This is a genomic window from Belnapia sp. F-4-1 (genome assembly GCF_000802185.1).
GTDB lineage: Bacteria > Pseudomonadota > Alphaproteobacteria > Acetobacterales > Acetobacteraceae > Belnapia.
Window position 1 is genome coordinate 3,098,595 of record NZ_KN676113.1, and the last position, 24,760, is coordinate 3,123,354.

At 71.8% G+C, this 24,760-nt stretch carries 23 protein-coding genes; 17 read left to right on the plus strand and 6 right to left on the minus strand.

All coding sequences use genetic code 11. The features are described from left to right. From LH62_RS14515 to thrC, 3 genes are all read right to left on the minus strand, one after another. Positions 1 to 960 carry a sugar-binding protein gene (locus tag LH62_RS14515; protein ID WP_043362367.1) on the minus strand — a complete coding sequence of 320 codons (960 nt, stop codon included), beginning with the start codon at positions 958 to 960 and terminating at the stop codon, positions 1 to 3. A 126-nt stretch (positions 961 to 1,086) separates the two neighbouring features. After that, a complete protein-coding gene (locus LH62_RS14520; RefSeq protein WP_043362369.1) occupies positions 1,087 to 2,349 on the minus strand; it encodes a pitrilysin family protein in 1,263 nt (420 codons plus the stop codon). 82 nt (positions 2,350 to 2,431) lie between these two features. Then, a complete protein-coding gene (gene thrC, locus LH62_RS14525) occupies positions 2,432 to 3,832 on the minus strand; it encodes a threonine synthase (protein WP_043362372.1) in 1,401 nt (466 codons plus the stop codon). Positions 3,833 to 3,908: 76 nt separating this feature from the next. Here thrC and LH62_RS30345 point away from each other — a divergent pair, with 76 nt between their 5' ends. Genes LH62_RS30345 through LH62_RS14540 form a run of 3 tightly spaced genes read left to right on the plus strand, consistent with a single transcriptional unit; the run spans position 3,909 to position 6,229 of the window. Then, the gene (locus tag LH62_RS30345; protein WP_144404492.1) at positions 3,909 to 4,886 is read left to right on the plus strand and encodes a type II toxin-antitoxin system PemK/MazF family toxin; all 978 of its coding nucleotides are present in this window, start codon (positions 3,909 to 3,911) and stop codon (positions 4,884 to 4,886) included. Then, a complete protein-coding gene (locus LH62_RS14535) occupies positions 4,883 to 5,473 on the plus strand; it encodes a DUF938 domain-containing protein (protein ID WP_043362375.1) in 591 nt (196 codons plus the stop codon). The genes LH62_RS30345 and LH62_RS14535 overlap by 4 nt, the downstream gene beginning before the upstream one ends. A 3-nt stretch (positions 5,474 to 5,476) precedes the next feature. Beyond that, positions 5,477 to 6,229 (plus strand): Sir2 family NAD-dependent protein deacetylase, encoded by a 753-nt coding sequence (locus LH62_RS14540; protein ID WP_043362378.1) that lies wholly within the window; start codon positions 5,477 to 5,479, stop codon positions 6,227 to 6,229. Between the two features lie 6 nt (positions 6,230 to 6,235). Here LH62_RS14540 and LH62_RS14545 read toward each other — a convergent pair whose 3' ends face one another. The 3 genes from LH62_RS14545 to LH62_RS14555 form a co-directional block, all read right to left on the minus strand. Beyond that, entirely contained in the window at positions 6,236 to 8,569 is a 2,334-nt protein-coding gene (locus LH62_RS14545) for an Orn/Lys/Arg decarboxylase N-terminal domain-containing protein (RefSeq protein WP_043362381.1), read from the minus strand. Positions 8,570 to 8,656: 87 nt separating this feature from the next. Further along, entirely contained in the window at positions 8,657 to 9,247 is a 591-nt protein-coding gene (locus tag LH62_RS14550; RefSeq protein WP_043362384.1) for an NADPH-dependent FMN reductase, read from the minus strand. Positions 9,248 to 9,265: 18 nt separating this feature from the next. Beyond that, a complete protein-coding gene (locus LH62_RS14555; protein ID WP_043362387.1) occupies positions 9,266 to 10,531 on the minus strand; it encodes an FAD-binding oxidoreductase in 1,266 nt (421 codons plus the stop codon). Here LH62_RS14555 and LH62_RS14560 point away from each other — a divergent pair. The 14 genes from LH62_RS14560 to LH62_RS14625 all read left to right on the plus strand — a co-directional run bounded on the left by LH62_RS14560 (position 10,515) and on the right by LH62_RS14625 (position 24,733). Then, positions 10,515 to 12,989, plus strand: coding sequence for a xanthine dehydrogenase family protein molybdopterin-binding subunit (locus LH62_RS14560; protein ID WP_236552554.1), 2,475 nt, complete (start codon positions 10,515 to 10,517; stop codon positions 12,987 to 12,989). The two genes, LH62_RS14555 and LH62_RS14560, sit on opposite strands and share 17 nt — an antisense overlap. A 76-nt stretch (positions 12,990 to 13,065) precedes the next feature. Next, positions 13,066 to 14,397: a TldD/PmbA family protein gene (locus LH62_RS14565; protein ID WP_043362389.1), complete on the plus strand. Its 1,332-nt coding sequence runs from the start codon at positions 13,066 to 13,068 to the stop codon at positions 14,395 to 14,397. Positions 14,398 to 14,459: 62 nt separating this feature from the next. After that, positions 14,460 to 15,407, plus strand: coding sequence for a TIM44-like domain-containing protein (locus LH62_RS14570; protein WP_043362391.1), 948 nt, complete (start codon positions 14,460 to 14,462; stop codon positions 15,405 to 15,407). Between the two features lie 133 nt (positions 15,408 to 15,540). Next, positions 15,541 to 15,726: a hypothetical protein gene (locus tag LH62_RS14575; protein ID WP_043362395.1), complete on the plus strand. Its 186-nt coding sequence runs from the start codon at positions 15,541 to 15,543 to the stop codon at positions 15,724 to 15,726. Positions 15,727 to 15,870: 144 nt separating this feature from the next. Further along, positions 15,871 to 16,560 (plus strand): lysophospholipid acyltransferase family protein, encoded by a 690-nt coding sequence (locus tag LH62_RS14580; RefSeq protein WP_043362397.1) that lies wholly within the window; start codon positions 15,871 to 15,873, stop codon positions 16,558 to 16,560. Then, entirely contained in the window at positions 16,557 to 17,870 is a 1,314-nt protein-coding gene (locus LH62_RS14585) for a 3-deoxy-D-manno-octulosonic acid transferase (protein ID WP_052214500.1), read from the plus strand. Before LH62_RS14580 ends, LH62_RS14585 begins: the two co-directional genes overlap by 4 nt. 18 nt (positions 17,871 to 17,888) lie before the next feature. Beyond that, positions 17,889 to 18,878, plus strand: a complete 990-nt coding sequence (gene lpxK / locus LH62_RS14590; protein ID WP_043362400.1) for a tetraacyldisaccharide 4'-kinase — start codon at positions 17,889 to 17,891, stop codon at positions 18,876 to 18,878. 1 nt (position 18,879) lies between these two features. Next, positions 18,880 to 19,743, plus strand: coding sequence for a lysophospholipid acyltransferase family protein (locus tag LH62_RS14595; RefSeq protein ID WP_043362402.1), 864 nt, complete (start codon positions 18,880 to 18,882; stop codon positions 19,741 to 19,743). A 92-nt stretch (positions 19,744 to 19,835) separates the two neighbouring features. Next, complete coding sequence (locus tag LH62_RS14600; protein ID WP_043362405.1) at positions 19,836 to 20,393, plus strand: TetR/AcrR family transcriptional regulator; 558 nt, start codon at positions 19,836 to 19,838, stop codon at positions 20,391 to 20,393. Continuing rightward, positions 20,390 to 20,605, plus strand: coding sequence for a hypothetical protein (locus tag LH62_RS14605; RefSeq protein WP_043362407.1), 216 nt, complete (start codon positions 20,390 to 20,392; stop codon positions 20,603 to 20,605). The genes LH62_RS14600 and LH62_RS14605 overlap by 4 nt, the downstream gene beginning before the upstream one ends. After that, positions 20,602 to 21,642: an HlyD family efflux transporter periplasmic adaptor subunit gene (locus LH62_RS14610; RefSeq protein WP_043362409.1), complete on the plus strand. Its 1,041-nt coding sequence runs from the start codon at positions 20,602 to 20,604 to the stop codon at positions 21,640 to 21,642. Before LH62_RS14605 ends, LH62_RS14610 begins: the two co-directional genes overlap by 4 nt. Then, a complete protein-coding gene (gene devC / locus LH62_RS14615; protein WP_082012581.1) occupies positions 21,639 to 22,922 on the plus strand; it encodes an ABC transporter permease DevC in 1,284 nt (427 codons plus the stop codon). Before LH62_RS14610 ends, devC begins: the two co-directional genes overlap by 4 nt. Next, entirely contained in the window at positions 22,922 to 23,629 is a 708-nt protein-coding gene (locus LH62_RS14620) for an ATP-binding cassette domain-containing protein (RefSeq protein ID WP_043362411.1), read from the plus strand. The genes devC and LH62_RS14620 overlap by 1 nt, the downstream gene beginning before the upstream one ends. Before the next feature lie 81 nt (positions 23,630 to 23,710). After that, a complete protein-coding gene (locus tag LH62_RS14625; protein WP_052214502.1) occupies positions 23,711 to 24,733 on the plus strand; it encodes an amino acid ABC transporter substrate-binding protein in 1,023 nt (340 codons plus the stop codon). The last annotated feature ends 27 nt before the right edge of the window (positions 24,734 to 24,760 follow it).

The window sequence follows — 24,760 nt, forward strand, 5'->3', positions numbered from 1 at the left end:
TCAGCTCCCCCGCAGCAAGCTCCGCATGTAGGACTGGAACTCGCCAACATTGACCTTGTCGATGACCTTGGTTTCGACGATGTCCTGCTTGTTGGCGGGGATCCAGCCGCGGTCGCCGTTGACGACGCGGATCAGCCCCTTCATCGAGCGGTAGCCGAACTCGTAGGGCTGCTGCACCACGGTCGAGTGGATGGTGCCGTCGGCGACGCCGCGGAGCGTCAGCGCATCCTCGTCGAAGCCGACGATCTTCACCTGGCCCTGCCGCCCGGCCTCGCGCACCGCCTGGTAGATCTGCGGCGTGTTGTAGGCCCAGAGCCCGACCATCATCTTCAGGTCGCGCTCGCGCGACAGCGCATCCTCGGCATTGCGCCGGGCGCGGGCGAAGTCGCTCTCGTCGGTGCGGATGTCGGCGATGGTGATATTGCCGCCCTGCAGCGACTCGCGGATGCCCTGCACCCGCTCGCGCGCATTGTCGGCATCCATTGTGCCGACGAAGAGCATGGCGCGGCCGCCCTCGGGCATCGCCTGCTTCATCTGCTCGCCGGCGCGGCGCCCGGCGGCGACGTTGTCCGTGCCGATATAGAGCATGCGCTTGCTCGCCGGCGCGTCGCTGTCCGTGGTGAAGAGCACGGACTGCTCGGCAACGCGGTTCAGCACGTCGGTCTGGCTCGCCGGGTTGATGGCGGAGATGGCGACGCCGGCGACCTTGCGAGCCAGCAGCTCGTCCAGGATGCGGCGCTGCTCGGCGGCGCTCGCCTGGCTCGGGATGATCATCTCCATGTCGAAATCGGGATGCTCGCGGTTCGCCTTCTCGATGCCGCGCCGCGCGATGGTCCAGAAATCGGCCGAGACGTTGACGACGAAGGCCAGGCTCTTCTTCGCCTGCGCCCGGACCGCCGGGGCTGCCAGGCCAAAGGCCAGGCTGCCGCCCGCCAGCAAATGGAAATCGCGCCGCTTCATGCCTAACTCCCCCCTGGACGTCCCGGCGCTTCTGCACCGTATGCCCCGTTGGCCGGGGCTCTCGATCAGGGGAGGGTAGGGGGGATGCGACGCGATTGAATACTCAAATATTCGCTCGCGCGCACGTCATCGCAGGCTGGCAGCGATCTCCGCGACGCCCGGCACCTTTCCCGCCGGGCCGAGCAGGGCGAGGGTCGGCGTGCCGCGGAAGGCCTGCTGCGCCGCCTCCTGCACCTGCTCGATGGTGACGGCGGCGATCTTCGCCTTGGTCTCCTCGACGGGGATGATGCGGCCATGCACCTGGATCTGCCGCGCCAGCTGCTCGGTGCGGCTGCCGGTGCTCTCGAGGCTCATCAGCAGGCTGGCGCGGAGCTGCGCCTTGGCACGATCCAGCTCATCCTGCGTCACGGAGGTCTGCACCTTGCGCAGCTCCTCGAGGGTGACGGGCACCAGCTCCTCCGCCTCCGCCTCGCCGGTGCCGGCATAGACGGCGAAAAGGCCGCTGTCGTCGAAGGGATGGGCGAAGGAGTAGATCGAGTAGACCAGGCCGCGCTTCTCGCGGATCTCCTGGAACAGCCGCGAGGACATCCCGCCCCCGAGCAGCGTGCTCAGCAGCAGCGAGGGGTAGTGCAGCCGATCCTTGTAGCCGCAGGACGGGAAGCCGAGGACGATGTGCACCTGGTCGAGGTCGCGCTCCTCGCGGAACTCGCCGCCGGCGTAGCGCGCGGCTTCCGGCGGCGGCGGGGCGACGGTCGGCAGGTCGCGGAAGTGCTGCTCCACCAGCCCCAGCAGCTTGTCGTGGTCGAGCGCGCCGGCGGCGGCGATCACCATGCGCTCGGGCCCGTAATGGTGCTGCATGTAGCCGGTCAGCGCTTCGCGCTTCATCCGCTTGATGACGTCCTCGGTGCCGAGGGTCGGGCGGCCCATCGGCTGGCCGGGATAGGCCGTCGCCTGGAAATGGTCGAAAACGATGTCGTCCGGCGTGTCGTTCGCCTGGCCGATCTCCTGCAGGATGACGCCGCGCTCGCGCTCCAGCTCGTCCGGGATGAAGGTCGAATGCGTCAGGATGTCGCCGATGATGTCGGCGGCGAGCGGCAGGTCCTCCTTCAGCGCCTTGCAGTAATAGGCGGTCTGCTCGCGGGCGGTGTAGGCGTTCAGGTGGCCGCCGACATTCTCCATCTCGCGGGCGATGGCGGCGGCGTCGCGCGTCGCCGTGCCCTTGAAGGCCATGTGCTCGAGGAAGTGGGAGACGCCGTTCTCCGCCTCGCTCTCATGGCGGGTTCCGGCGGAAACATAGGCGCCGAAGGACACGGTCTCGACCCGCGGCATGGCCTCGGAGACGACGGTGAGGCCATTGGCGAGGCGGGTGACGCGGACGGCTTCGGACATGGGGGACCTTGTGCTGGGGGAAGAGGTCATCGGAAGGATATGGGGCGGTGGCCGGGCTTCGGCGAGGGATGGGGCCAGCCGGCTAGTTTCGCCTCGCATGGCTGCGCACCAGCGCCTCCACCGCGCCAAGATCGGGGGCGGCGACGCTGTAGCGCTCCTCCCGCTCGTAGAGATCCGCGAGACGGGGCGGCAGCGGCGGGCGGAGGCCGATCGCCGCCTCCACCGCATCGGGGAATTTCGCCGGATGCGCCGTGGCCGCGACGACCACCGGGATCGACCGGTCTTCCGGCCCCAGTGCCCGCGCCGCCGCCGTGCCGATCGCGGTATGCGGGTCGGCGAGGTATCCCGCCGCCCGCCAGAGATGCCGGATCTCACCGAGCGTCCCCTCATCATCGAGGGTGAAACCGTGGAACAGCCCCGTTGCCTCTCGCCAGGCCGCATCCGGCACCGGCATCCGCCCTTCGCTGCGGAAGCGTCCCATCACCGCCGCCGTCGCCGCCCCGTCGCGGCCCAGCAGCTCGAAGAGCAGCCGCTCGAAATTGGAACTGACCTGGATGTCCATGCTCGGCGACAGGCTCGGCTCCACCGGGCGCATCGACATGTCGTTCGAGGCCAGGAAGCGCGCCAGGATGTTGTTGCGGTTGGCGCCGATGATCAGCCGCTCCACCGGCAGCCCCATCCGCCGCACCGCCCAGGCCGCCAGGACGTTGCCGAAATTTCCCGTGGGCACGGAGAAGGCCACCGGACGGTCCGGCGCCCCGAGCGCCAGCGCCGCATGGGCGTAATAGGGAATCTGCGCCGCCACCCGCGCCCAGTTGATCGAATTGACAGCGGCCAGGCGCATCTCCTGGCGGAAGGGCGCGTCGTTGAACATTGCCTTCACCAGGTCCTGGCAGTCGTCGAAGCTGCCTTGGATGGCGAGGTTGGCGATGTTCGGCGAGAGCACCGTCGTCATCTGCCGCCGCTGCACCTCGCTGGTCCGCCCCTCCGGGTGGAGCATGACGAGGTCGATGGCGCTGCGGTCCCGGCAGGCCTCGATCGCCGCCGAGCCGGTATCGCCGGAGGTGGCGCCGACGATGGTGATCCGCTCGCCCCGCCGCGCCAGCGCATGGTCGAAGAGCCGCCCGAGCAGCTGCATCGCCATGTCCTTGAAGGCGAGGGTCGGCCCGTGGAACAGCTCCAGCGCGAAGCAGCGCGCATCGAGCTGGACGAGCGGCGCGATGGCCGGGTGGCCGAAGCCGGCATAGGCTTGCTCGGTCATCCCCCGCAACGTCTCGAAGGACAGGGATTCGCCGGCGAAGGGGTGGATGAGCCGCGCCGCTAGCTCGGCATAGGACAGGCCGCGCAGGCCCCGCCACTCGGCGGCAGAAAGGCTCGGCCAGGCCTCGGGCAGGAAAAGCCCGCCATCCTCGGCGAGGCCCGCCAGCAGGACGCCTTCGAAATCACGGGGCGCGGCCTCGCCGCGGGTGCTGAGATATTGCATTGCGCGCCAATCTAGTCGGTCCGGGCCTCCGGCGGGAGGGGCGGGCCGAAGACAAGCTCGATCCAGGCCAGGAAGAGTGCCCCCGGATCGACCGGCGCCTCGGTGGTGGAACAGCCCGTTCCGCAGGGTCGCCAGCACCACCGGCCCGGCCAGCAGCTGGGGGGAAGCGCTCCGGAGCATCGCTCCGCAGCTTGCCGCGCCCCGCCGCGGGCCGGCCGAATGCGGCGGCGCCCGGCGCGATGACCAGGCGATAGTAGGTCTCCGCCAGCACCGGGAAGCGGCTGCCTTCCGTAATGATGAGCCGCAGCACCGGCACCGCCATGCGGGCGAGGAAGTCCTGCACCCGCTCGCCCGGGGCCGGAAGGCCGGCGCTGAGGCCCGCGAGCGGCGCGGCGATCAGCTGCCGCAGCATGCCCTCGAACGGCGCCGCCTTGTCGGGCCGACCGTGCTGCTGGTCCCCGCCAGCCGTTTCCACGACGTCCCAGCCTGTCTCCTGGCGGCGGAGAGCGGGCGCCAGGACCTCACCCCCGCCGGTGAGGACAGTGGCGCCGTTGAGCGTATTACGTCGAGCGACTACAGTGGCGGCGTCACAGCAGATAGCGCCATGGGTGCCCTGGTCTCCGCCCGGCTCAATGAATCGGTGCAGACAATGCTGGAATCCGTTGCCCGCGAGCACGGCATCGGCCTTTCCACCTGTCTCCGCGACCTCGCCACCGCCGAGGTCCGGCGGGTACGGAACGAGCGCATCCGCGCGCAGAGCGGGGCCGTCGCCGATTGCATCGCCGGCTTGCCCAAGGCGGAGGGCCTGTTCCACCCGGACTGCCCCAACCTCCTGCTGGCGCCGCTGACCGAGGATGCCCGGCTCGACAGGCCTGACCCGGCCGTCTCGATCAAGGCCTCGTCCGAGAGTGGCTGCGCCAAGCCGAGCGTCATCCTCGCCACCCATGTGGCGGCGACCTCCAGGCAGCGGGTGCGGCGGACCGGGGCGGGGATCATGCCGGAGGAATGGCGACAGGTGCGGGAGCGCATCGTCATCAGCCCCGGCCTCGCATGACTGACTCCCGCCGCCACGCCCCAGCGACGCTCCGCAACCGCGAGCCGCTCCTCGATGTCCTCCGCCGCCACCTGCCCGCCACGGGCCTGGTGCTGGAGATCGCCAGCGGCACCGGCGAGCACGCCGCCTTCCTCGCCGCGGCCCTGCCGGGCCTCGCCTTCCAGCCGAGCGAGCGCGACCCGGAGGCGCTGCCCGGCATCGATGCGTGGTGCGCCAGCCTGCCCAATATCCGCCGCGCCATCCTGCTCGATGCTGCGGAGCCCGGCTGGCCGGCCGCCGCGGCCGTGCTCTGCGTCAACATGATCCACATCGCCCCCTGGGCGGCGACGCTCGGCCTGATGCGCGGCGCCGCCGCCAGCCTGCCACCCGGCGGGCCGCTGATCCTCTACGGTCCCTACCGGCGGGGCGGCGCCCATACCGCCCCCAGCAACGCCGCCTTCGACGCCGACCTCCGCGCCCGCAACCCGGCCTGGGGAATCCGCGACATCGAGGCGGTGGCCGGGGCCGCGGCGGCGCAGGGCTTCGCCCCGCCCATTGTCGAGCCCATGCCGGCGAACAACCTCACCCTGGTCCTTCACAGGAGCTGAGCCATGGACGACCGCGACATCGCCGACCTCCGCCGCATGATCGAGGCCGCGCGCCGCGTGGTGGTCTTCACCGGCGCCGGCATCAGCACCGAATCCGGCATCCCCGACTTCCGCAGCCCCGGCGGCGTCTGGGAGCAGATGAAGCCGATCATGTTCCAGGACTTCCTCGCCTCCGCCGAGGCGCGGCGCGAGAGCTGGCGCCGCCGCTTCGCCGCCGATGCCCGGCTCCGCGCCGCCGAGCCCAATCGCGGCCACCGCGCCGTCGCCCGCCTCGTGCGCGAGGGCAAGGTGCGGGCGGTCATCACCCAGAATATCGATGGGCTGCACCAGGCCTCCGGCGTGCCGGAAGCACAGGTGATCGAGCTGCACGGCAATACCACCTACGGCGCCTGCCTCGACTGCGCCGCCCGCTACACGATCGACGAACTCCGCGAGGATTTCGAGCGCAGCGGCGACGTCCCCGAATGCCGCCGCTGCGGCGGCCTCATCAAGACCGCGACCATCAGCTTCGGCCAGTCCATGCCAGAGGGCCCGATGCTCCGTGCGCAGGAGGAGGTGCTGGCCGCCGATCTCTGCCTCGTCCTCGGCTCCTCGCTGGTGGTCTACCCCGCCGCGGGCTTCCCCGAGCTGGCGAAGCGCATCGGCGCGCAGCTCGCCATCGTCAACAACCAGGAGACGGGCCTCGACGACATCGCCGACCTCGTCATCCATCGCGGCATCGGCGACGTGCTGGGCGGCGCGGTCGGCGTCAATTGAGCGCGGCTACTCCTGCACCACATAGGTGTGGAAGGCGATGCCGCCGCGCCCGTCCGGCTCGCGGTAGAGGCCCTGCACTTCAGTCTCGAAGCCGGGGAAGCGGTTGGCGGCCCGCTCGAAGGCCTTCAGATAGGCGATCATCGGCCGCGACCGCTGGCCAAGCCGCTCGCCCGGGATGACCGTCGCGATGCCCGGCGGATAAACCAGCCAGAGCGTCGCCGCGATCCGCCCCTCCGCCTGGTCGAGCGGTACGTAGTCCACCCGGTTGCGCACCAGCATCTGCGCCGCTTCCTGCGGCGTCATCGCCATCTCGGGGAAGTGCTCGGCCTGGAACTGCGCCGCCTGCAGGGCGCTGACGTTCTCCTCGCGGAACAGGGCATGCATCCCGGCGCAAAGGTCGCGCACCCGCACGCCGCGGTAGCGCTCCGGCCGGCGGGCGACGAAGCCGGGGATGGCCTGCTCCAGCGGCACGTTCTCGTCGTGCAGCTTCTTGAAGGTGACGAGGTGGGAGAGCAGCGTGCCCGCCTTGCTGCTCTCCACCCCCGGCGTCAGCAGGAAGAGCAGGCTGTTGAGGTCGTTCTTCTCCGGCACGATCTGGTTCTCGCGCAGGTATTCGGCGACGACCGGCGCCGGCACGCCATGCGCGTCATAGGCGCCGTCGCGGAAGCCTGGCGTCAGCAGGGTGAGCTTGTTCGGGTCGGTCATCGCCCAGCCCGGCGCGACCTCGCCGAAGCCGTGCCAGTCCTCGCCCGGCCGCAGCTCCCAATGCGCCGGGTCGGCGGCCAGCGCATCGGTGGGCATGTCCTCCCAGGGGAGGGTGCCGCCCTCCGGCCGCCGCACCACCTTCGGCACGAAGGGCTCGAAGAACCAGCGCCGCGCCGGGTCGGCCTCGCGCTCGGCATATTCGCGCTGGGTCAGCCGCAGCTTCTTGCGGATCTCGATGCCCAGGCGGATCGTGTCGTCCCACAGGATTTCGCCCTGCCGCCCCTTCATCATCTGCGCCCCGACATCGAGCGAGGCGAAGAGCGGGTAGAAGGGGCTGGTCGAGGCATGCAGCAGGAAGAACTCGTTGAAGCGCCGGTGATGCACCTGCCGCCGCTGCCCTTTGAGGTGCGCGTCCCGCACATGGATCTGCGAGGCCTGGGAAAAGCTCGCCAGCTGCTTGTGCGTGCTCTGGGTGACGAAGATGCCGGGGCTCTCCGGCCCGAGGTTGCGCAACCCCATGCCGTAGCGGCCACGGAAGAGCGGGTGGAACTTCATGAAGCCCGCCCAGGCCTCGTCGAAGAGGATGTAGTCGCAGAGGTGCCCGATCCGCTCCAGCACCGCCTCGGCCGAGTAGATCGTGCCGTCATAGGTGCATTGCTCGATGACGGCGGCGCGGAAGGGCCGCGGCCGGCGCCAGGCCTCGGGGTCCTGCACCAGCGGGTTGTCGCGGATGGCGGCGCGCAGCCGCTCCTCCTCCAGCGCCTCCTGCCGCATCGGCCCGATCAGCCCATGCGGATTGCGCGCCGTCTCGACGAAGACCGGCACGGCGCCGCCGAGGAAGAGCGCGCCATGATGCGCCGCCTTGTGGTTGTTGCGGTCGAACAGCACGAGGTCGCCCGGCGCCAGCAGGGCGGAGAGCACCACCTTGTTCGAGGTCGAGGTGCCATTCAGCACGAAATAGGTGCGCTCGGCGCCGAAGATCGCCGCCGCCTCCTTCTGCGCCTTGAGCGCCGGCCCCTCATGCGTCAACAGGTCGCCGAGCTGCAGCACGGAGTTGTCGAGGTCGTCGCGGAACACCGCCTCGCCCAGGTGCTCGACGAAGATGCGCCCGATCGGGCTGCGGCTGTAGAAGATGCCGCCGTTGTGGCCGGGGCAGGTCCAGAGCTGGTTGCCCTGCTCGGCATAGTCGACGAGCGCGCCGAAGAAGGGCGTCTTCAGGCTTTCGGCATATTGCCGCAGCTGCGAGACCAGGTTCTTGGCGACGAAGCCCGGCGTCTCCTCGGCGAGGAAGATGAAGCCGTCGACATCGTCCAGCACCTCGACGGGGATGTCCTCCAGCCGGTGCCGCCGCACCAGCACGATGATCGGTACGTCGAGCCCGCGCTTGCGCACCAGGTGGATGAGCTGCGCCGACTTGCCCTGCAGCCCCTTCTTGCCCCAATCCACGATGACGCAGCCGATGGCGCTGTCGGTGCGGATCACCAACTCCGCATCGTCGTCCCGCCGGGCGCGGGTGACGGCATAGCCCATGCCCTCCACCTCGGTGAGGATCTGGCGCAGCCGCGCCCCTTCCAGGTCCGACTCGTCGAAGGCCGGCGCGCAGACCAGCAGCTTGAACCGGCGGGCATATTCCATGCGATGCGCTTCCCCTGGGCAGAGGGGCGCAGTTGCGCGGGGCGGGGAAGGGGCGTCTATCTCAGTTCGGTGACAGTGCCGGGCGGCTCAGTAGGGCGGCGCCTGCCGCTCCCGCTGCCCGCGCGCCGCGTCCACCCACCATTCGAGGTCGGCGGCGAAGCGCGGGAAGGCCCGCTCCAGTGCCGCCCCGCCGTCGCCCGTGGGCTTGCCCTCCGCATCCAGCGCTGCGGTGATCGGCCCAGCCATCAGCGTGCTCGAGATGACGAGCATCCCCATCTCCGACAGCGTCCCGTGCCAGACGAGGTTGGCCCGCGCCCCGCCGAGCCGCCCGGCGGAGTAGCTGGCGATCGCCGCCGGCCGCCAGAACCACTCTTCGAGGAAATGGTCGGTGAGGTTCTTCAGCCCCGGCTGCACGCCCCAATTGTACTCGCCGGTGACGAAGACGAACCCATCGGCCCGGCGCAGCTTGCCCGCCAGCGTCTCCATCGCCTCCGGTGCCTCGCCCTTCGGATGCTCCTTGTACATCCGGTCGAGCATCGGCAGGCCGACGGCCTGCGCGTCGATCAGCTCCGCCTCGGCCCCGCGGGCGGCGAAGCCCTCGGTCACGTAGCGCGCCAGCCGGATGCCAGTGCGGTCCGAGCGATAGGAGCCGTAGAAGACCAGAATCGACCGCGCCATGACCCCTCTCCGCTGTCTTCAGGCCGCCTTGCCCCCGGCGCGCAGGAACCGCTCCGCCCGGTAGGCCGCCGGGCTGACGAAGGGCTGCTCGCCCGTCATCATCTCGGCCAGCATCCGCCCCGTCGTCGGCCCGAGCGTCAGCCCCTGATGCGCATGGCCGAAGGCGCACCACGCCCCCGCCTGCCCGGGCAGCCGGCCGATGACCGGCAGCATGTCCGGCGTGCAGGGCCGGACGCCCATCCAGGGCACCCCCTCCACCCGTTCGCCGAGCGGCAGCAGCCCGCGCGCCACCGGCTCCGCCCGCTCCAGCTGCACCGGCGTCGCCGGCGCGCCGGGCCGGGCGAATTCCGCCCCCGTCGTCAGCCTGATGCCGGCCCGCATCGGCGCGAGCAGGAAGCCGCTCTCGGTATCCAGCACCGGCCGGTGCAGCACGGCATTGCCCTTGAGGCCGTAATGCATGTGGTAGCCGCGCTTGCCGAAGAGCGGCGGCGCATAACCGAGCGGCCGCGTCACCTCGCCCGCCGCGGCGCCGAGGGCGACGACGACCTCCCCGGCCTCCACCTCGCCATCGGCCGTCCGCACCGCCCAGCCCGACCCCGCGCGCCGCAGCGTCATGGCGTCGCCGATGCGGAAGGCGCCGCCCTCCTGCAGGAAGAAACCCGCATAGGCGAGCACCAGCGCATGCGGGTCGCTGACCGAGAGCGGGTCGGTCCAATGGATCGCCCCCGCCCGCGCCGCCAGCAGGTGCGGCTCCGCCTCCGCCAGCGCCGCGCCGTCGAGCGCGACATAGTTGACGTCGTACTCCCGCCGCGCCTGCTCCGCCTGCGCCAGCGCCGCCTCCAGCATCGGGGCGGAGCTGTAGAGCCGCATCCAGCCGATCGGCCGCAGCAGCGCCATCGCCGCGGTGCCGCGCGCCAGCGCCAGATGCTCGTCGAGGCAGGTGCGGATCAGCGCCGCATGGCCCTCGACCGCCGCCGCGTAGCGCGCGGGTTCGGAATGCCACCAGTAGCGCAGCAGCGGCGCCATGAAGCCCGGCATGGCGAGCGGATGGTAGCGGACATCGATGGAGCGGTTCCAGGCCACCCGCCCGATCTCCCTCGCTTCGCGCGGGAAGGGATGCGGAAAGACCGCCTCGCGCTGGATCAGCCCGCCATTGCCGAAGGAGGCGCCCTCGCCTGGCTCCCGCCGGTCCACCAGCACCACGTCATAGCCGCGCCGCCGCAAATGCAGCGCGACGGAAACGCCGACCATCCCGGCGCCGAGCACGATGGCGGATCGAGGCATCCTGTCCTTCCATTGCGGCAAAGTCCGGCGAGGCTACATCGCCCCGCCGGGGCTGTCGCCCCCCGCCGCCCCTGCTAAGCTCGGCGCCGACGATACCCCTTGGTGGAGCGACAACATGGTGGCGGATGGCATGGAGGCCGGGTTCGGCCGCTTCGGCAGCGGCCAGAAGGTGCGGCGCATCGAGGACGAGGCGCTGCTCTCCGGCACCGGCCGCTTCACCGATGATTTCTCCCTCCCCGGCCAGACGCATCTCGTTTTCCTTCGTTCGCCCCATGCCCATGCCCGCATCACCGGCCTCGACACGGCGGCCGCTCTCGCCATGCCGGGGGTGCTGGCCGTCATCACCGGCGCCGAGCTGAAGGAGGCCGGGGTGAAGCCGCTCGGCGTCGCGCTGCCCTTCAAGCGGCCGGACGGCTCCCCGCTCGCTGCCCCGCCGCGGACGATCCTGGCGACCGACACGGTCCGCTTCGCCGGCGAGGCGGTCGCCGCCATCATCGCCGAGAGCCCCGGCCAGGCCCGCGACGCCGCCGAAGCCGTCGAGGTCGAATATGAGGAGCTGCCCGCCGTCATCGGCCTTGCCCGCGCCAGCGCCCCCGGGGCGCCGCTGGTCTGGCCGGCGGCCACCGGCAATGTCGTCGCCGAGACGCATTACGGCGACACGGCCGCCGCCGAGGCCGCCTTCGCCCGCGCCGCGCACACCGTCTCGCTCGACCTCGTCAACCAGCGCCTCGCCCCGGCCTCCATGGAGCCGCGCATGGCGCTCGCCGACTACGATGCAGGGAACGGCCGCATCACCCTCCGCCTCAGCAGCCAGATGCCATCCGGCGCGCGCGACACGCTGGCGAAGGAGATCCTCGGCATCGACCCCGCGCAGGTGCGCGTCCTCGTCGGCGATGTCGGCGGCGGCTTCGGGATGAAGACCGGCCTTTACCCGGAGGACGGCGTCGTCGCCTTCGCCGCCCGCAAGCTCGGCCGCCCGGTGAAATGGGCCGCGACCCGACTTGAGGACTTCCTTTCCGCGACCCATGGCCGCGACACCGAGAGCCGCGCCGAGCTGGCCCTCGACGGGGAGGGCAAGATCCTGGCCCTCCGGGTGAAGACGCTCGCCGACATGGGCGCCTACCAGCGCGCCTCCGGCGTCGCCATCCAGCTGATGATCGGCCCCTGGGTCTCGACCAGCATCTACGACATCACCACCATCGACCTGCGCTTCACCGCGCTGCTGACCAACACGACGCCGACCGCGCCCTATCGCGGCGCCGGCCGGCCGGAGGCGATCTACCTGATCGAGCGGCTGATGGATGCCGCCGCTCGGACGATGGGCATGGACCCGGCCGAGCTGCGCCGCCGCAACATGATCCGCCCGGAGCAGATGCCCTACACCAATGCCATGGGCCAGACCTATGACAGCGGCAGCTTCGCGCGGATTCTCGACGAGGGACTGAAGGCTGCCGACTGGACCGGCTTTCCCGCCCGCTTCGATGATTCCGGGACGCAGGGCAAGCTGCGCGGGCGCGGCATCGCCACCTTCCTCGAATGGACCGGCGGCAACGTCTTCGAGGAGCGCGTCACCGTCGCCGTCAAGGGTGAGGGCGAGATCGAGGTCTATGCCACGACCCAGGCCATGGGCCAGGGCATCGCCACCAGCTACGCCCAGCTCGCCGTCGACGTCTTCGGCGTGCCGATCGAGCAGATCAAGGTGGTGCTCGGCGATTCGGACCGCGGCAGCGGCTTCGGCAGCGCCGGTTCGCGCTCGCTCTTCACCGCCGGCTCGGCGATCAGGGTCGCCTCCGACAAGGCGGTCGATACGGCAAAGGACCTCGCCGCCGAGGCGCTGGAGGCCGCCGCCACCGACCTCGAATACCGCGACGCCATCATCAGCGTCGCCGGCACCGACCGCCGCATCGGCCTCTTCGACCTCGCCGCGCGCCAGCCGGAGGGCCGCATCCTCGTCGACATCAGCCACTCCGTTTCCGGCCCCACCTGGCCGAACGGCTGCCATGTCTGCGAAGTGGAGGTCGACCCGGAGACCGGCGGGGTGGAGGTGCTCTCCTATGTCTCCGCCAATGATGCGGGCCGCGTCGTCAACCCGCTGATCGTCGAGGGCCAGATCGTCGGCGGCGCGCTGCAAGGCATCGGCCAGGCGCTCTACGAGCAGGTCGCCTACGACCCGGAGACGGGCCAGCCGCTCTCGGCGAGCTTCATGGACTACGCCATGCCGCGCGCCGACCTCGCCCATGGCTACGTGACGGAGCTCGACCAGTCGATTCCCTGCCGCACCAACCCGCTCGGGGTGAAAGGCGTCGGCGAGCTCGGCACCATCGGCGCGACGCCGGCCGTGGTCAGCGCCATCGCCGATGCGCTGGCCCGCGCCGGCCATGCGGCGGCGGCCGACCGCCTGCAGATGCCGCTGACGCCGCCCCGGGTCTGGGCCGCCTTGCAGGGGGGCGCCGCGTAGGCCTTGCGCCTGCGCAGGTGAGGGGAGGGGGCATTCTCCTGCTTCGCCCCTCGCCGGCATGGTCTAGGGTGCGGCCATGACCTCCCATGCCGAACTCCTCCAGGACCTCGTCGCCGCCGCCCGCCATGCCGGCGCCGATGCCGCGGATGCGCTGCTGGTCGCTTCCGCCTCGCTCTCCGTCCAGCGCCGCCTCGGCAAGATCGAGCAGCTGGAACGGGCGGAAGGCTTCGACCTCGGCCTCCGCGTCTTCCTCGGCCAGCGCCAGGCCATCGTCTCCTCGACCGACCCCTCGCCGCGCGGCTTCCAGGCGCTTGCCGAGCGCGCCGTCGCCATGGCCCGCGTCGTGCCGGAAGATCCCTTCGCCGGCCTGCCCGAGGCGCCGGACGGGCTGATCGCGTCCGCCCTCGAGCTGGAAGACCCCACGGAACCGGGCGCCGAGGAGCTCATCGCCCGTTGTGCCGCCGCCGAGGATGCGGCGCTCGCCATTGCCGGCGTGACCAACTCCGAGGGCTCCGAGGCCGGCTTCTCCCGCTACACCATCGCGCTCGCCGCCTCGAACGGCTTCGCTGGCGAGTATGCCCGTACCAGCCATTCCATCTCCGCCACCGCCCTGGCCGGGCAGGGGACGGGGATGGAGCGCGACTACGATTACTCCAGCGCCGTCTTCCTCGCCGACCTCGAGGATGCCGCGGCCATCGGCCGCCGTGCCGGGGAAAAGGCGGTGGCCCGCCTCAACCCGACCCGCCCGAAGACTGCCCGCCTGCCCGTCGTCTACGACCCGCGCGTGGCGACCTCGCTGCTCGGCCACCTCGCCGGCGCCATCAACGGCGCCGCCGTGGCGCGCGGCACGAGCTTCCTCCGCGACCGGCTCGGCCAGCGGGTCATGGCCGCCGGCCTTTCGGTGATCGACGACCCGACACGCCGCCGCGGCTTCCGCAGCCGGCCCTTCGACGGCGAGGGAATGCAGGGCATCCGCCGCAGCATCGTCGAGGACGGCGTGCTCACCACCTGGATCCTCGACTGGCGCAGCGCCCGCCAGCTCGGCATGGCCTCCACCGGCCATGCCAGCCGCGGCACCGGCGGCCCGCCCGGCCCGGCGCCGACCAACCTCTACCTCGCCCCGGGCAGCCTGACGCCGACCGCGCTGATGGCCGATATCCGCGAAGGGCTCTACGTCACCGAGCTGATCGGCATGGGCGTCAACGGCGTCACCGGCGACTACAGCCGTGGCGCCGCCGGCTTCATGATCCGCGACGGCGCCCTGGCCGAGCCGGTCTCCGAGGTCACCATCGCCGGCAACGTGAAGGACATGCTGCTCCACATGACGCCGGCGGACGACCTCGAATTCCGCCGCGGCACCGACAGCCCGACCGTCCGCGTCGAGGGCCTGACCATGGCAGGCGGATGATGCAATTGGCGATGCGCCTCCCTATATTGCCGATAATTCAGAAACACGGAGATTCGGTCCTGATGCGTCGCCCCACCCTCTTCCTCGCCGCCGCCGTCCTGGCGCTGGCCCCCGCGTTCGCGGATGCGCGGCCGGGTGGCGGCACCTCGACCGGCAGCCGCGGCAGCCGCACCTACAGCGCCCCGCCGGCCACCAGCACGGCGCCCAATACCGCCCGGCCGATGGAGCGCTCGATGGACGCCGGCCGCCCGGCTGCGACCGCTGGCCAGCAGGCCACCCGCCCGCCGATCGGCCAACCCAACCTGGCCGGCGGCTTCTTCTCCCGCTCGCCCTTCATGGCCGGGATGATGGGCGGCCTGATCGGAGTCGGCCTCGGCGGCCTGCTCTTCGGCAATGGGCTGTTCAGCGGCTTCACCGGCATCGGCTCCATCTTCGGCCTGCTGCTGCAGATCGGGCTGATCTTCCTCCTGGTCCGGCTGGTGATGGGCTTCATCCGCCGCCGCCAGCCGCAGCCGGCCATGGCTGGCATGCCGCAGGGCATGGCCCGCGAGGCGATGGACGGCCCGCGGCCGATGGGCGGCGCCGGCGGCGCGCCTTCCGCCGCCATCCAGGTCACGCCGGCCGACTTCCAGGCCTTCGAAGCGGCCCTCCAGCGCATCAACGCGGCCTGGAACAGCCATGACGAGGCCGGGATGCGCGCCGTCGCCACGCCCGAGATGCTGCGCTACTTCGGTGACGACCTGGCCGATCTCGACCGCCGCGGCCTCCGCAACGAGACCCGCGACGTCAAGCTGGAGCAGGGCGACCTCGCCGAGGCCTGGCGCGAGGGCAGCCGGGAGTTCGCCACGGTCGCCATGCGCTTCTCGATGATCGACGTGACCCGCCGGGTCAGCGACGGCACGGTGGTCGAGGGCGACCCGAATCGCCGCACCGAGGCGACGGAAGTCTGGACCTTCATGCGGGTGCAGGGTGGTCCCTGGATGCTCTCGGCGATCCAGCAGACCGGCTGAGAATTTTCAACATTCCGTCACAAACGCGCCGCCATTCCGGTTAGGAGTGGCGGCGCAGTCGTAATTGTGGCCGGCTGGGACCAAATCATGGCATAACCATGGCAGACCTTGTCCCCTTCGCCGGAGGCCCGTTATGATCCCGCTCTGCTTCCTGGCCGTCCTCGCCGCCGTCGGTGGCCTCGCCGCCGTCGGCCTCGCCCTCGGCACTGCAGCCGCCTCCATCCTGTTGCTGGCCGCGCCCGTGCTCGGCCTCGTCTCCCTCGCCAGCGGCCTCGCCGCCGCCGTGCTGGCGCTGCGCCGGAAGAGCGTCTTCGCCTAACCCGCTCCGCAAGACCGCCTGGCGGCTTCGGGGGATCTGGATTTTTCCTGGCGTTCCTGGCGCAGCCATGAAGGCGCGCCTCGCCCTCCCTATTCCGGCTCCGCACGGGGCATGCTAGGGCGGCGGGCCCATGCCCCGCCCGCCATGTTCCGCCGCCTGATCCGGCATCCCACCACCCAGGCGGCCTTCGCCAAGGCGCTCGGTCTTTATCTGGCCCTGGTCTTCCGCACCACGCGTTGGACCTTGCTGGGCGAACCTCACCTCGCCGCCGCTCTCGGCACCGAGGGGCGCCCCATCCTCGCCGCCTTCTGGCATGAACGGCTGCCGATGATGCCGATGCTCTGGCTGCGAGCCCGCGCCGCGGAGCCGCGCCTCGCCGCCGTCCATGCCCATGTACTGGTTTCCCGCCACCGCGACGGCCGCTTCATCGGCGACATCGTCAGGCGCTTCCGGCTGGAGCTGGTGCATGCCTCCACCTCGCGCGGCGGCGCCACCGGCATGCGCCAGCTGCTGCGGGTGCTGGGGCAGGGGGATATGGTCGTCATCACCCCGGATGGTCCCCGCGGCCCGCGCCGCCGCGCCGCCCCCGGCGTCGCCCAGCTTGCGGCGCTCGCCGGCATCCCGGTCCTGCCCTGCGCCGCCCGCAGCAGCCGCGCCCGCCTGCTGCGCAGTTGGGACCGGATGGTGCTGCCGCTGCCCTTCGCCCGCGGCGTGCTGGTGATGGGCCCGCCCGTCCCGGTGGAGCGTGCCGCCCCGCTCGCCGCCCTGCCGGCGATCGAGGCCGCGCTCACCGCGGCCTGCGACGCTGCCGATGCCTGGGTCGCCGCAGGATGAGCCTTGCCGGCCTCGCCTGGCGATGCGGCGCGACGCTCGCCTCCCCGCTGCTGCCGCTCTGGCTGCGCCTCCGCCGGCGCCGCGGCAAGGAGATCGCTGGCCGCCTGCCGGAGCGCCGCGGCCTCGCCGCCGTTCGCCCGCCCGGACCACTGCTTTGGCTGCACGCCGCCAGCATCGGCGAGACGCTTTCGCTGCTGCCCGTGCTGGATGCGCTCGCCGCCCGCGCCCCGGGCCTCACCATGCTGCTGACCACCGGCACCGTCACCAGCGCCGCCTTGCTCGAACGCCGCCTGCCCGACGCGCTTCGCCCGCAGGTGATCCATCGCTTCGTCCCGCTCGACGTCCCCGCCTGGGTCGCCCGCTTCCTCGACGCCTGGCGCCCCGACGCGGCCGGCCTTGTCGAATCGGAGCTTTGGCCGAACCTGATCCGGGCCGCCCGCATCCGCCGCCTGCCGCTGGTGCTGATCAACGGCCGTCTTTCCGCCCGTTCCGCCGCCCGCTGGCGCCTCGCCCCGGCGCTGGGGCGGGAGCTGATGGCGGCCTTCACCCTCATCCTGGCGCAAAGCGGGGCCGACGCCGCCCGCTTCGCCGCCCTCGGTGCCCGCGATGTCCATGCCCCCGGCAACCTGAAGGAGGCCGCGCCTCCGCTTCCGGCCGACCCCACCGCCCTCGCAGCGCTGCGGGATGCCATCGGCCCCCGCCCGGTTCTGCTCGGCGCCGCCACCCATCCGGGCGAGGAGGCGATGCTGATCGCCACCCATGGCCAGCTCGCAGCCGAATTCCCAGGCCTGCTGACCATCCTTGTCCCTCGCCACCCCGAGCGCGGCGCAGCCATCGCCGCCGAAGCCGGCAGCCTCCCAACCATCCGCCGCAGCGCCGGCGCCCTCCCCGGGCCGGGGACGGCGCTTTACATCGCCGACACGCTGGGCGAACTCGGCCTTTTCTACCGCCTGGCCCATGTCGCCCTGGTCGGCGGCTCCCTCGTGCCGCATGGCGGGCAGAACCCGCTGGAGCCAGCCCGGCTCGGCTGCCCCATCCTGCTCGGCCCGCACACCGGCAATTTCACCGATATTGCGGCGCGGTTGCTGGCCGCCGGCGGCGCCCGCCTCGTCACCCCGCCTGAGCCGGGGGCGCTGGCCGCGGCCATCCGCGCCGTGCTATCCAACCCGGATCATGGCCGAAATCTGGCAAAGGCCGCCGCCGCCGCCATCGCGCCGGCCGCCACCTTGCCGGACCAGGTGGCCGAGGCGCTGCTGCACCTGCTGCCAGCCGCCGGGGATGAGGACCGATCGACGCCCGATGCCCAGTGACGCGATGACGACCGCCTGATGCGCGCCCCGGATTTCTGGGGCGGCGACGGCTCCGGCCTGTTGCCGCTGCTGCTTTCCCCCATTGCCTCCCTCTACGGCGCGGCAACGGCGCGGCGTATGGCGAAGCCCGGCTGGCAGGCCCCGGTGCCGGTGATCTGCTGCGGCAACGCCACCGCGGGCGGCGCCGGCAAGACCACCGTTTCGCTCGATCTCGGCCAGCGCCTGGCCAATCGCGGCATCGCCGTGCATTTCCTCCTCCGCGGCTATGGCGGCAAGCTGCGCGGCCCCGTCCGCGTCGACCCCGCCATCCATGACAGCCAGGCGGTCGGCGACGAGGCCCTGTTGCTCGCCGCCGACCGCCCGGCCTGGATCTCGGCCGACCGCGCCGCTGGCGCCCGTGCCGCCATTGCTGCCGGCGCCCAGGCCATCATCCTCGATGACGGGCTGCAGAACCCGACGCTGGAGAAGGACCTTTCCTTCCTTATCGTCGACGGCAATTTCGGCTTCGGCAACAACCGCATCATCCCCTCCGGGCCGCTGCGCGAGCCGGTCGCCGCCGCCGCCGCCCGCTGCCGCGCCGCCATCATTATCGGCGAGGACGAGGCCGGTGCGGAGAGCCTGCTCCCACCCGGCACCCGCATCCTCCGCGCCCACCAGCGCCCCGCGCCCGAGGCATCGATGCTCGCCGGCCAGCCGGTCCATGCCTTCTGCGGCATCGGCAACCCGCGGAAATTCTTCGCCACCCTGGCCGAGGTCGGCGCCGTCGTCGCCGGCCGCGCGCCCTTCGCCGACCACTACCCCTTCGACGAGGGCGACATGCGCGAGATCCTGGCCGAAGCTGACAGGCTGCGCGCCATCCCCGTCACCACCCGAAAGGACTTCGTGCGCATCCCGGCCGCCTTCCGCAGCCGGGTGACGGTGGTGAACATCGGCCTGGAATGGGAGGACACGGCAGCGATCGAGGCGCTGCTCGACCCGCTCGCCCAGCGGGTGCCGATCCCGGCCTGACATGGCGCGCTTCCAGCATCGGCTCGAAACCGCAGCCGCCCGGCTGCTGCTCGGCCTTTCGCGCCGGCTCGGCCCCCGCCGCGCCTCCGACTTCGGCGGCTGGCTGGCGCGCAGCATCGGCCCGCTGCTGCCCGTCACCCGCACCGCCCGCCGCAACCTGACCCGCGCCCTGCCGGGCCTCGCCGCCGCCGAGCGCGACCGCGTGGTGCGCGCCATGTGGGACAATCTCGGCCGTACCGCCGCCGAGCTGGCGCATCTGCCGGCGCTCGAGTGGGAGATGGAAGGGAGGGAGTACCTGGAGCCCATCGCCGAGCGCGGCGGCCCGGCCATCCTCGTCTCCGGCCATATCGGCAATTGGGAGGTGCTGCCCCCCGCGCTCGCCACCATGGGCATCCGCATGGGCAGCGTGTACCGCGCCGCCGACAATGCGGAGGTCGATGCCCTCATTGCCGCCTGCCGCGCCGAGGCCGTGGCCGGCGACCCGCTGCCGCTCTTCCCGAAGGGCTCTGCCGGCGCCCGCGCCGCGCTGCGCTACCTGTCGGGGGGCGGCGTCCTCGGCATGCTCGCCGACCAGAAGCTGAACGACGGCATCGCCGTCCCGCTGCTCGGCCTGCCGGCGATGACCGCCCCGGCGCCGGCGCAACTGGCCTTGCGCTTCGGCTGCCCGATCATCCCCGGCCATGTCGAGCGTCTCGGCCCCTGCCGCTTCCGCCTGGTGGTGGAGCCGCCCCTGCCGGTGCCGCCGGGCGAGGACCGCCAGGCGCAGATCCTGGCACTGACCACGGCGGTCAACGACCGGCTTTCCGCCTGGATCACCGAGCGCCCGGCCGAATGGCTCTGGCTGCACCGCCGCTGGCCGGCCTGACGGCGGTGTGACTGTACCGGCTGGACGGTTTGCTTGACGAACCGTCCAGCCGGTATAGTGTTGTCACCATGATGGATGGCTCGATTCACCCAATGCCGGTCGATGCCCGCACCCGTATCTTCGATGCGGCGGAATCGCTGGTCCGCGCCAAGGGCGTCGCCGGCCTCACCCTCGAGGCCGTTGCCCGCCTCGCCGGCGTCTCGAAGGGCGGGCTGCTCTACCATTTCGCCTCCAAGGAGGCGCTGCTTACCGGCCTCATCGCCCGCATGGCCGAGTTCATGGCGGAGGATTTCGCCGCCGGCGTCGCCGCCCAGCCGGAAGGCCCAGGCCGTGTCGCCCGCGCCATGCTCGCCTGGGGCTTCGGCCAGACGCCGGAAGCGATGAACGAGCGCTGCGACCGCGCCGCCGCCGTCTTCCTCGCCACCTTCCATCACGACCCGGCCCTGCTCGACCCCGTGCGTGCCGTCATCGCCGGCATGCGCCGGCAGGTTGCTGAGGACGGCTTGCCCCCCGGCATCGGCGGCGTCGTCATGGCCGTGGGGGATGGGCTGTTCGTCGCTCGTATCTTCGGCACCTACACCCCGTCGCCCGAGGAGCTGGATGCCATGCACGCCACCCTCTCGCGCCTAATCGAGGAGGCCCTGCCATGAGGCTGTCCACCGCGCTCGCCGGCGCCTTCCTCACCATGCTGGCGGCCGGCGCCGCCGCCGGCACGCAGTACCACCCCGTCATGCCCAGCTTCTTCGGCCTGATCGGCAACTGCCTGCGCGGCGATTCGCCGGACAGCGCGCTGCTCGCCTTCGACGTGCTGGACGAGGCGGAATTCCAGGCCCTGCTCGAGGCGGAGGCGCCCTCGCAGTGAACCGCCGCGCGGCCCTGCTCGGCCTGCTGCTGGTCGCCCTGACCGGGGCCGGCCTCGCCTGGGTCCGCTTCACCGCCCGCGAGGCCGCCCCCATCGCGTCCGCCGAGGCCGCGCCCCTGGCGCCGCCCGGCGTCGGCGCCCTTGGCCGGGTGGAGCCCGCCAGCCGCATCCGCCGCCTCAACCCGCCGGGCGGCATGGCCGTCACCCGCCTCGACCGGCTGTTGGTCACCGAGGGAGACCAGGTCGAGGCCAGCCAGCTCATCGCCGAGTTCGGCGACCTGGCGCAGAAGGAGGCTGCCATCGCCCAGGCCGAGGCGCAGCTGGCCCAATCCCGCGCCGAGCTGGCCCGCATCCGCGCCGCCGGCCGGCCGGAGGAGATCGCCGCCCAGCGCGCCAGGATCGACGCCCTCCGCTTCGCCGAATCGAGCGCCCGCCGCGATGCCGAGCGGGCCGAGGCGCTGGTTCCCTCGGGCGCCGGCGGCGTGGCGCCTGCCGAGCGTGCCCGCTTCGCCGCGGCCCGCACCGCCGCCGAGCGCGCCGAGGCCGAGGCCACGCTGCAACGCCTGCTGGTGCCCCGTCCCGAGGATCTGGCCGTCGCCGAGGCCGAGCTCGCCGCCGCCGAGGCCGTCCTCGCCAAGGCCCGGGCCGATGCGACTCTCTCCCGCGTGACGGCCCCCATCGCCGGCACCATCCTCAAGATCTATGCCCGCCCCGGCGACCAGGTCGGCAGCGACGGGCTGCTCGACATGGCCGACCTCACCCGCCTCGACGTCGTTGCCGATGTCTACGAGACGGATGTCCCCCGCCTCCGCCAGGGCGCCCCGGCCGAGGTCATCGTCCCCGGCGACCCACGGCGCTACCCGGCGGAGCTGCGCGAGATCGGCTGGCTGGTTCGCCGCACCACCCAGGCTGGGACGGACCCGGTGGCCGCCGTCGATGCCCGCACGGTCGAAGTCCGCCTCACCCTCTCGCCCGAGGGCCGCGCCGCGCTGGAGCGCCGCGCCGGGATGCAGGTGCAGGTCTCGATCCAGCCATGAATGCCGTCCCCCGCGCTGCGCCGGCCGCCGACGCCGCCCTGCTGCCCTGGGCCCCCGAACTCACCGGCGATACCACGACGGCCGCGCCCCCGCCGCCGCCACGTGCCACGCCCGTCCTTGGTGCGCTCTGGCTCCCCCTCCGCCTCGCCTGGCGCCAGCTCCGGGCGGAGCGCGCCCGCCTCGCCTCGGCCATCGCCGGCGTGCTCTTCGCCTGCGTGCTGGTCTTCATGCAGCTTGGCTTCCGCTCCGCGCTCTTCGACAGCGCCACCGCCCTGCTCTCGGCCATGCGCGCCGACATCTTCCTGATGCACCCGCTGACCACGGTGAGCTTCAAGCCGGAGATGCTGCCCCGCATCCGCGCCAGCCAGGCCATGGCGCTGCCCGAGGTGCAGGCCGCCGTCCCCGTCTACCTGGCCCAGGCCACCTGGCGGAACCCGGAGAACGGTACCCGCCGCCCCGTCCAGCTCGTCGGCTTCGATACGGAGTCCGGGGTGATGGACTTCCCGGGCCTCGCCCCGCTGATCGAGACGCTGAAGCGCCCCGACACCATGGCCTTCGACCGCCGCTCCCGCCCCGAATTCGGCCCCGTCCCCCGCCTACTGGCGGAGCGCGGCCCCTTCCGGGTGCAGGTGGGCAACCGGCAGATGGAGGTCGCGGGACTGGTCGAGATCGGCCCCTCCTTCGGCGCCGACGGCAATGTCGTCATGTCGGAGGTGAATTTCCGCCGCATCATGAAGGAGCGCCTGGCCAGCCAGGTCGACCTCGTCGCCATCAAGCTCCGCCCCGGCGCCGACCGCGAGGCCGCCGTCGCCCGCCTCCGCGCCCTGCTCCCCGCCGATGTCATGGTGATGAGCCAGCCCGAGCTCGTTGCCCATGAGCGCAACTACTGGGAGACGGCGACGCCGATCGGCTTCATCTTCGCCTTCGGCAGCCTGATGGGCCTCGTCGTCGGCATGGTGATCGTCTACCAGATTCTTTTCAGCGACATCGCCAGCCACCTGCGCGAATACGCCACGCTGAAGGCCATCGGCTATTCCAACGGCTTCCTCCGCCGCTCCGTGCTCTCGGCGGCGCTGATCCTCGCCGTGCTCGGCTTCCTCCCCGGCCTCGCGCTGTCCACGCTGCTCTACGACGTGGTGGGGAGGGGGACCTTCCTGCCGCTCGAGATGGACCTCTCGCGCGCGCTCAGCGTCTTCGCCATGATCTTCACCATGTGCGGGGCGGCCGGCCTGCTGGCGATGCGCAAGCTCCGCGACGCCAACCCGGCCGACATGTTCTGATGGCAGCGCCGCCGGTCGCCCTCCGCGGCGTCACCTATGCCTACGGCACCGGCGACCTCGCCCGCCCCGTCCTGCGCGATGTCGATCTCAGCGTCGCGCCCGGCGAGGTGATGCTGCTGACCGGCCCCTCCGGCAGCGGCAAGACCACGCTGCTGACGCTGATCGGTGCGCTCCGCGCCCTCCAGCAGGGCAGCGCCACCGTGCTCGGCCAGCAGCTCGCCGGCGCCTCGGAGCGCGAGCGCACCGCGCTGCGGCGCCGCATCGGCTTCATCTTCCAGCAGCACAACCTGCTCGGCTTCCTCACCGCCCGGCAGAACGTGGCGATGGCGCTTGAGCTCGACCCCGCCACCACCGAGCGCGACCGCCTCGCCCGCGCCGGGGAGATGCTCGCCGCCGTCGGCCTCGCCGACAAATGCGAAAGCCGGCCGGACCAGCTCTCCGGCGGCCAGCGCCAGCGCGTCGCCGTCGCCCGCGCGCTCGCCGGGCAGCCCGGCCTCATCCTCGCCGACGAACCGACCGCGGCGCTCGACCGGCAATCGGGTGGCGATGTGGTCCGCCTGCTGCGCGACCTTGCTCGCCGCCGCGGCGTGCCGATCCTGATGGTGACGCACGATCCGCGCATCCTCGACATCGCGGACCGCATCGTCGCGATGGAAGATGGGCGGATCCTGCCCGCAAATGAGGCAAATCCGGTCTCAGCGCCCTAAATCGCCCGCTGCTTCGCGTTGACAGGGCGAAGCCGCGCCCGCGAGCATCGCGTCAGCTTCAAACAGGGCAGGCCAACCAACATGCTGACACGAGGCATCGTCGCCGCGACCGCATTCGCTTGCGCGCTCCTCGGCCCCGCCACCGCCCGCGCCCAGCAGACGCTGGAGGCGATCAAGGCCCGCGGCCAGCTTGTCTGCGGCATCGGCACCGGCGTCGCCGGCTTCGGCCTTCCGGACAGCCGCGGCGTGTGGCAGGGCATGGATGTCGACCTCTGCCGCGGCCTCGCCGTCGCCATCTTCAACGACGTCAACAAGGTCCGCTTCGTCCCGCTCTCCTCCTCGACGCGCTTCACTGCGCTCGGCGCCGGCGAGGTCGATGTGCTGTTCCGCACCAGCACCCAGACCATGCTGCGCGACGTGACGCTCGGCCTCCGCCATGTCGTCACCTATTTCTATGACGGCCACGGCTTCATCGTCCGCGCCAACTCGGTGCAGAAGGTGGCCGAGATGCGCGACGCCACCATCTGCCTGGTCCAGGGCACGACCAACGAGCAGGTCACGGCCGACTACTTCCGCAGCATCAACACGCCTTTCCGCCCGCTGCTTTTCGAGCGCACCGACCAGGCGACGGCGGCGCTCCAGGCCGGCCGCTGCGACAGCTTCGGCACCGACGCCTCGCAGCTCGCCGGCGTCCGCTCCACCATGGCGAAGCCCGCCGACTGGACCATCCTGCCCGAGCGCTTCAGCAAGGAGCCCTACGGCGCCTATATCCGCCGCGACGACCAGCAATGGTTCGACGTTGTGCGCTGGTACACGACCGCGCTGATCGAGGCCGAGGAGCAGGGCGTCACCCAGGCCAATGCCGAGGAGATGCGCCGCACCAGCCCGAGCCCCAACACCCGCCGCCTGCTCGGCGTCACGCCCGAGCTCGGCGAGGCGCTGAAGCTCGACCGCAACTGGGCCTACAACGTCGTCCGCGCCTTGGGGAATTACGGCGAGCTCTACGACCGCTCCTTCGGTCCCGAGACGAATATCGACCTGCCGCGCGGGCCGAATCGGCTCTGGACCCAGGGCGGCCTCGTCTACGCCCTGCCGATGCGCTGAAGCATGGAGCCATCCGGATCGCCGGGT

Bases quoted from the DNA above. Each gene is read 5' to 3' on its own strand.
- thrC (WP_043362372.1), bottom strand. From the start codon at position 3,832: ATGCAATATCTCAGCACCCGCGGCGAGGCCGCGCCCCGTGATTTCGAA.
- LH62_RS14575 (WP_043362395.1), top strand. From the start codon at position 15,541: ATGATCCCGCTCTGCTTCCTGGCCGTCCTCGCCGCCGTCGGTGGCCTC.
- devC (WP_082012581.1), top strand. From the start codon at position 21,639: ATGAATGCCGTCCCCCGCGCTGCGCCGGCCGCCGACGCCGCCCTGCTG.
- LH62_RS14625 (WP_052214502.1), top strand. From the start codon at position 23,711: ATGCTGACACGAGGCATCGTCGCCGCGACCGCATTCGCTTGCGCGCTC.
- LH62_RS14580 (WP_043362397.1), top strand. From the start codon at position 15,871: ATGTTCCGCCGCCTGATCCGGCATCCCACCACCCAGGCGGCCTTCGCC.
- LH62_RS14600 (WP_043362405.1), top strand. From the start codon at position 19,836: ATGCCGGTCGATGCCCGCACCCGTATCTTCGATGCGGCGGAATCGCTG.
- LH62_RS14565 (WP_043362389.1), top strand. From the start codon at position 13,066: ATGACCTCCCATGCCGAACTCCTCCAGGACCTCGTCGCCGCCGCCCGC.
- LH62_RS14570 (WP_043362391.1), top strand. From the start codon at position 14,460: ATGCGTCGCCCCACCCTCTTCCTCGCCGCCGCCGTCCTGGCGCTGGCC.
- lpxK (WP_043362400.1), top strand. From the start codon at position 17,889: ATGCGCGCCCCGGATTTCTGGGGCGGCGACGGCTCCGGCCTGTTGCCG.
- LH62_RS14535 (WP_043362375.1), top strand. From the start codon at position 4,883: ATGACTGACTCCCGCCGCCACGCCCCAGCGACGCTCCGCAACCGCGAG.
- LH62_RS14585 (WP_052214500.1), top strand. From the start codon at position 16,557: ATGAGCCTTGCCGGCCTCGCCTGGCGATGCGGCGCGACGCTCGCCTCC.
- LH62_RS14620 (WP_043362411.1), top strand. From the start codon at position 22,922: ATGGCAGCGCCGCCGGTCGCCCTCCGCGGCGTCACCTATGCCTACGGC.
- LH62_RS14520 (WP_043362369.1), bottom strand. From the start codon at position 2,349: ATGTCCGAAGCCGTCCGCGTCACCCGCCTCGCCAATGGCCTCACCGTC.
- LH62_RS14560 (WP_236552554.1), top strand. From the start codon at position 10,515: ATGGCGGATCGAGGCATCCTGTCCTTCCATTGCGGCAAAGTCCGGCGA.
- LH62_RS14595 (WP_043362402.1), top strand. From the start codon at position 18,880: ATGGCGCGCTTCCAGCATCGGCTCGAAACCGCAGCCGCCCGGCTGCTG.
- LH62_RS14605 (WP_043362407.1), top strand. From the start codon at position 20,390: ATGAGGCTGTCCACCGCGCTCGCCGGCGCCTTCCTCACCATGCTGGCG.
- LH62_RS14555 (WP_043362387.1), bottom strand. From the start codon at position 10,531: ATGCCTCGATCCGCCATCGTGCTCGGCGCCGGGATGGTCGGCGTTTCC.
- LH62_RS14550 (WP_043362384.1), bottom strand. From the start codon at position 9,247: ATGGCGCGGTCGATTCTGGTCTTCTACGGCTCCTATCGCTCGGACCGC.
- LH62_RS14545 (WP_043362381.1), bottom strand. From the start codon at position 8,569: ATGGAATATGCCCGCCGGTTCAAGCTGCTGGTCTGCGCGCCGGCCTTC.
- LH62_RS14540 (WP_043362378.1), top strand. From the start codon at position 5,477: ATGGACGACCGCGACATCGCCGACCTCCGCCGCATGATCGAGGCCGCG.
- LH62_RS14515 (WP_043362367.1), bottom strand. From the start codon at position 960: ATGAAGCGGCGCGATTTCCATTTGCTGGCGGGCGGCAGCCTGGCCTTT.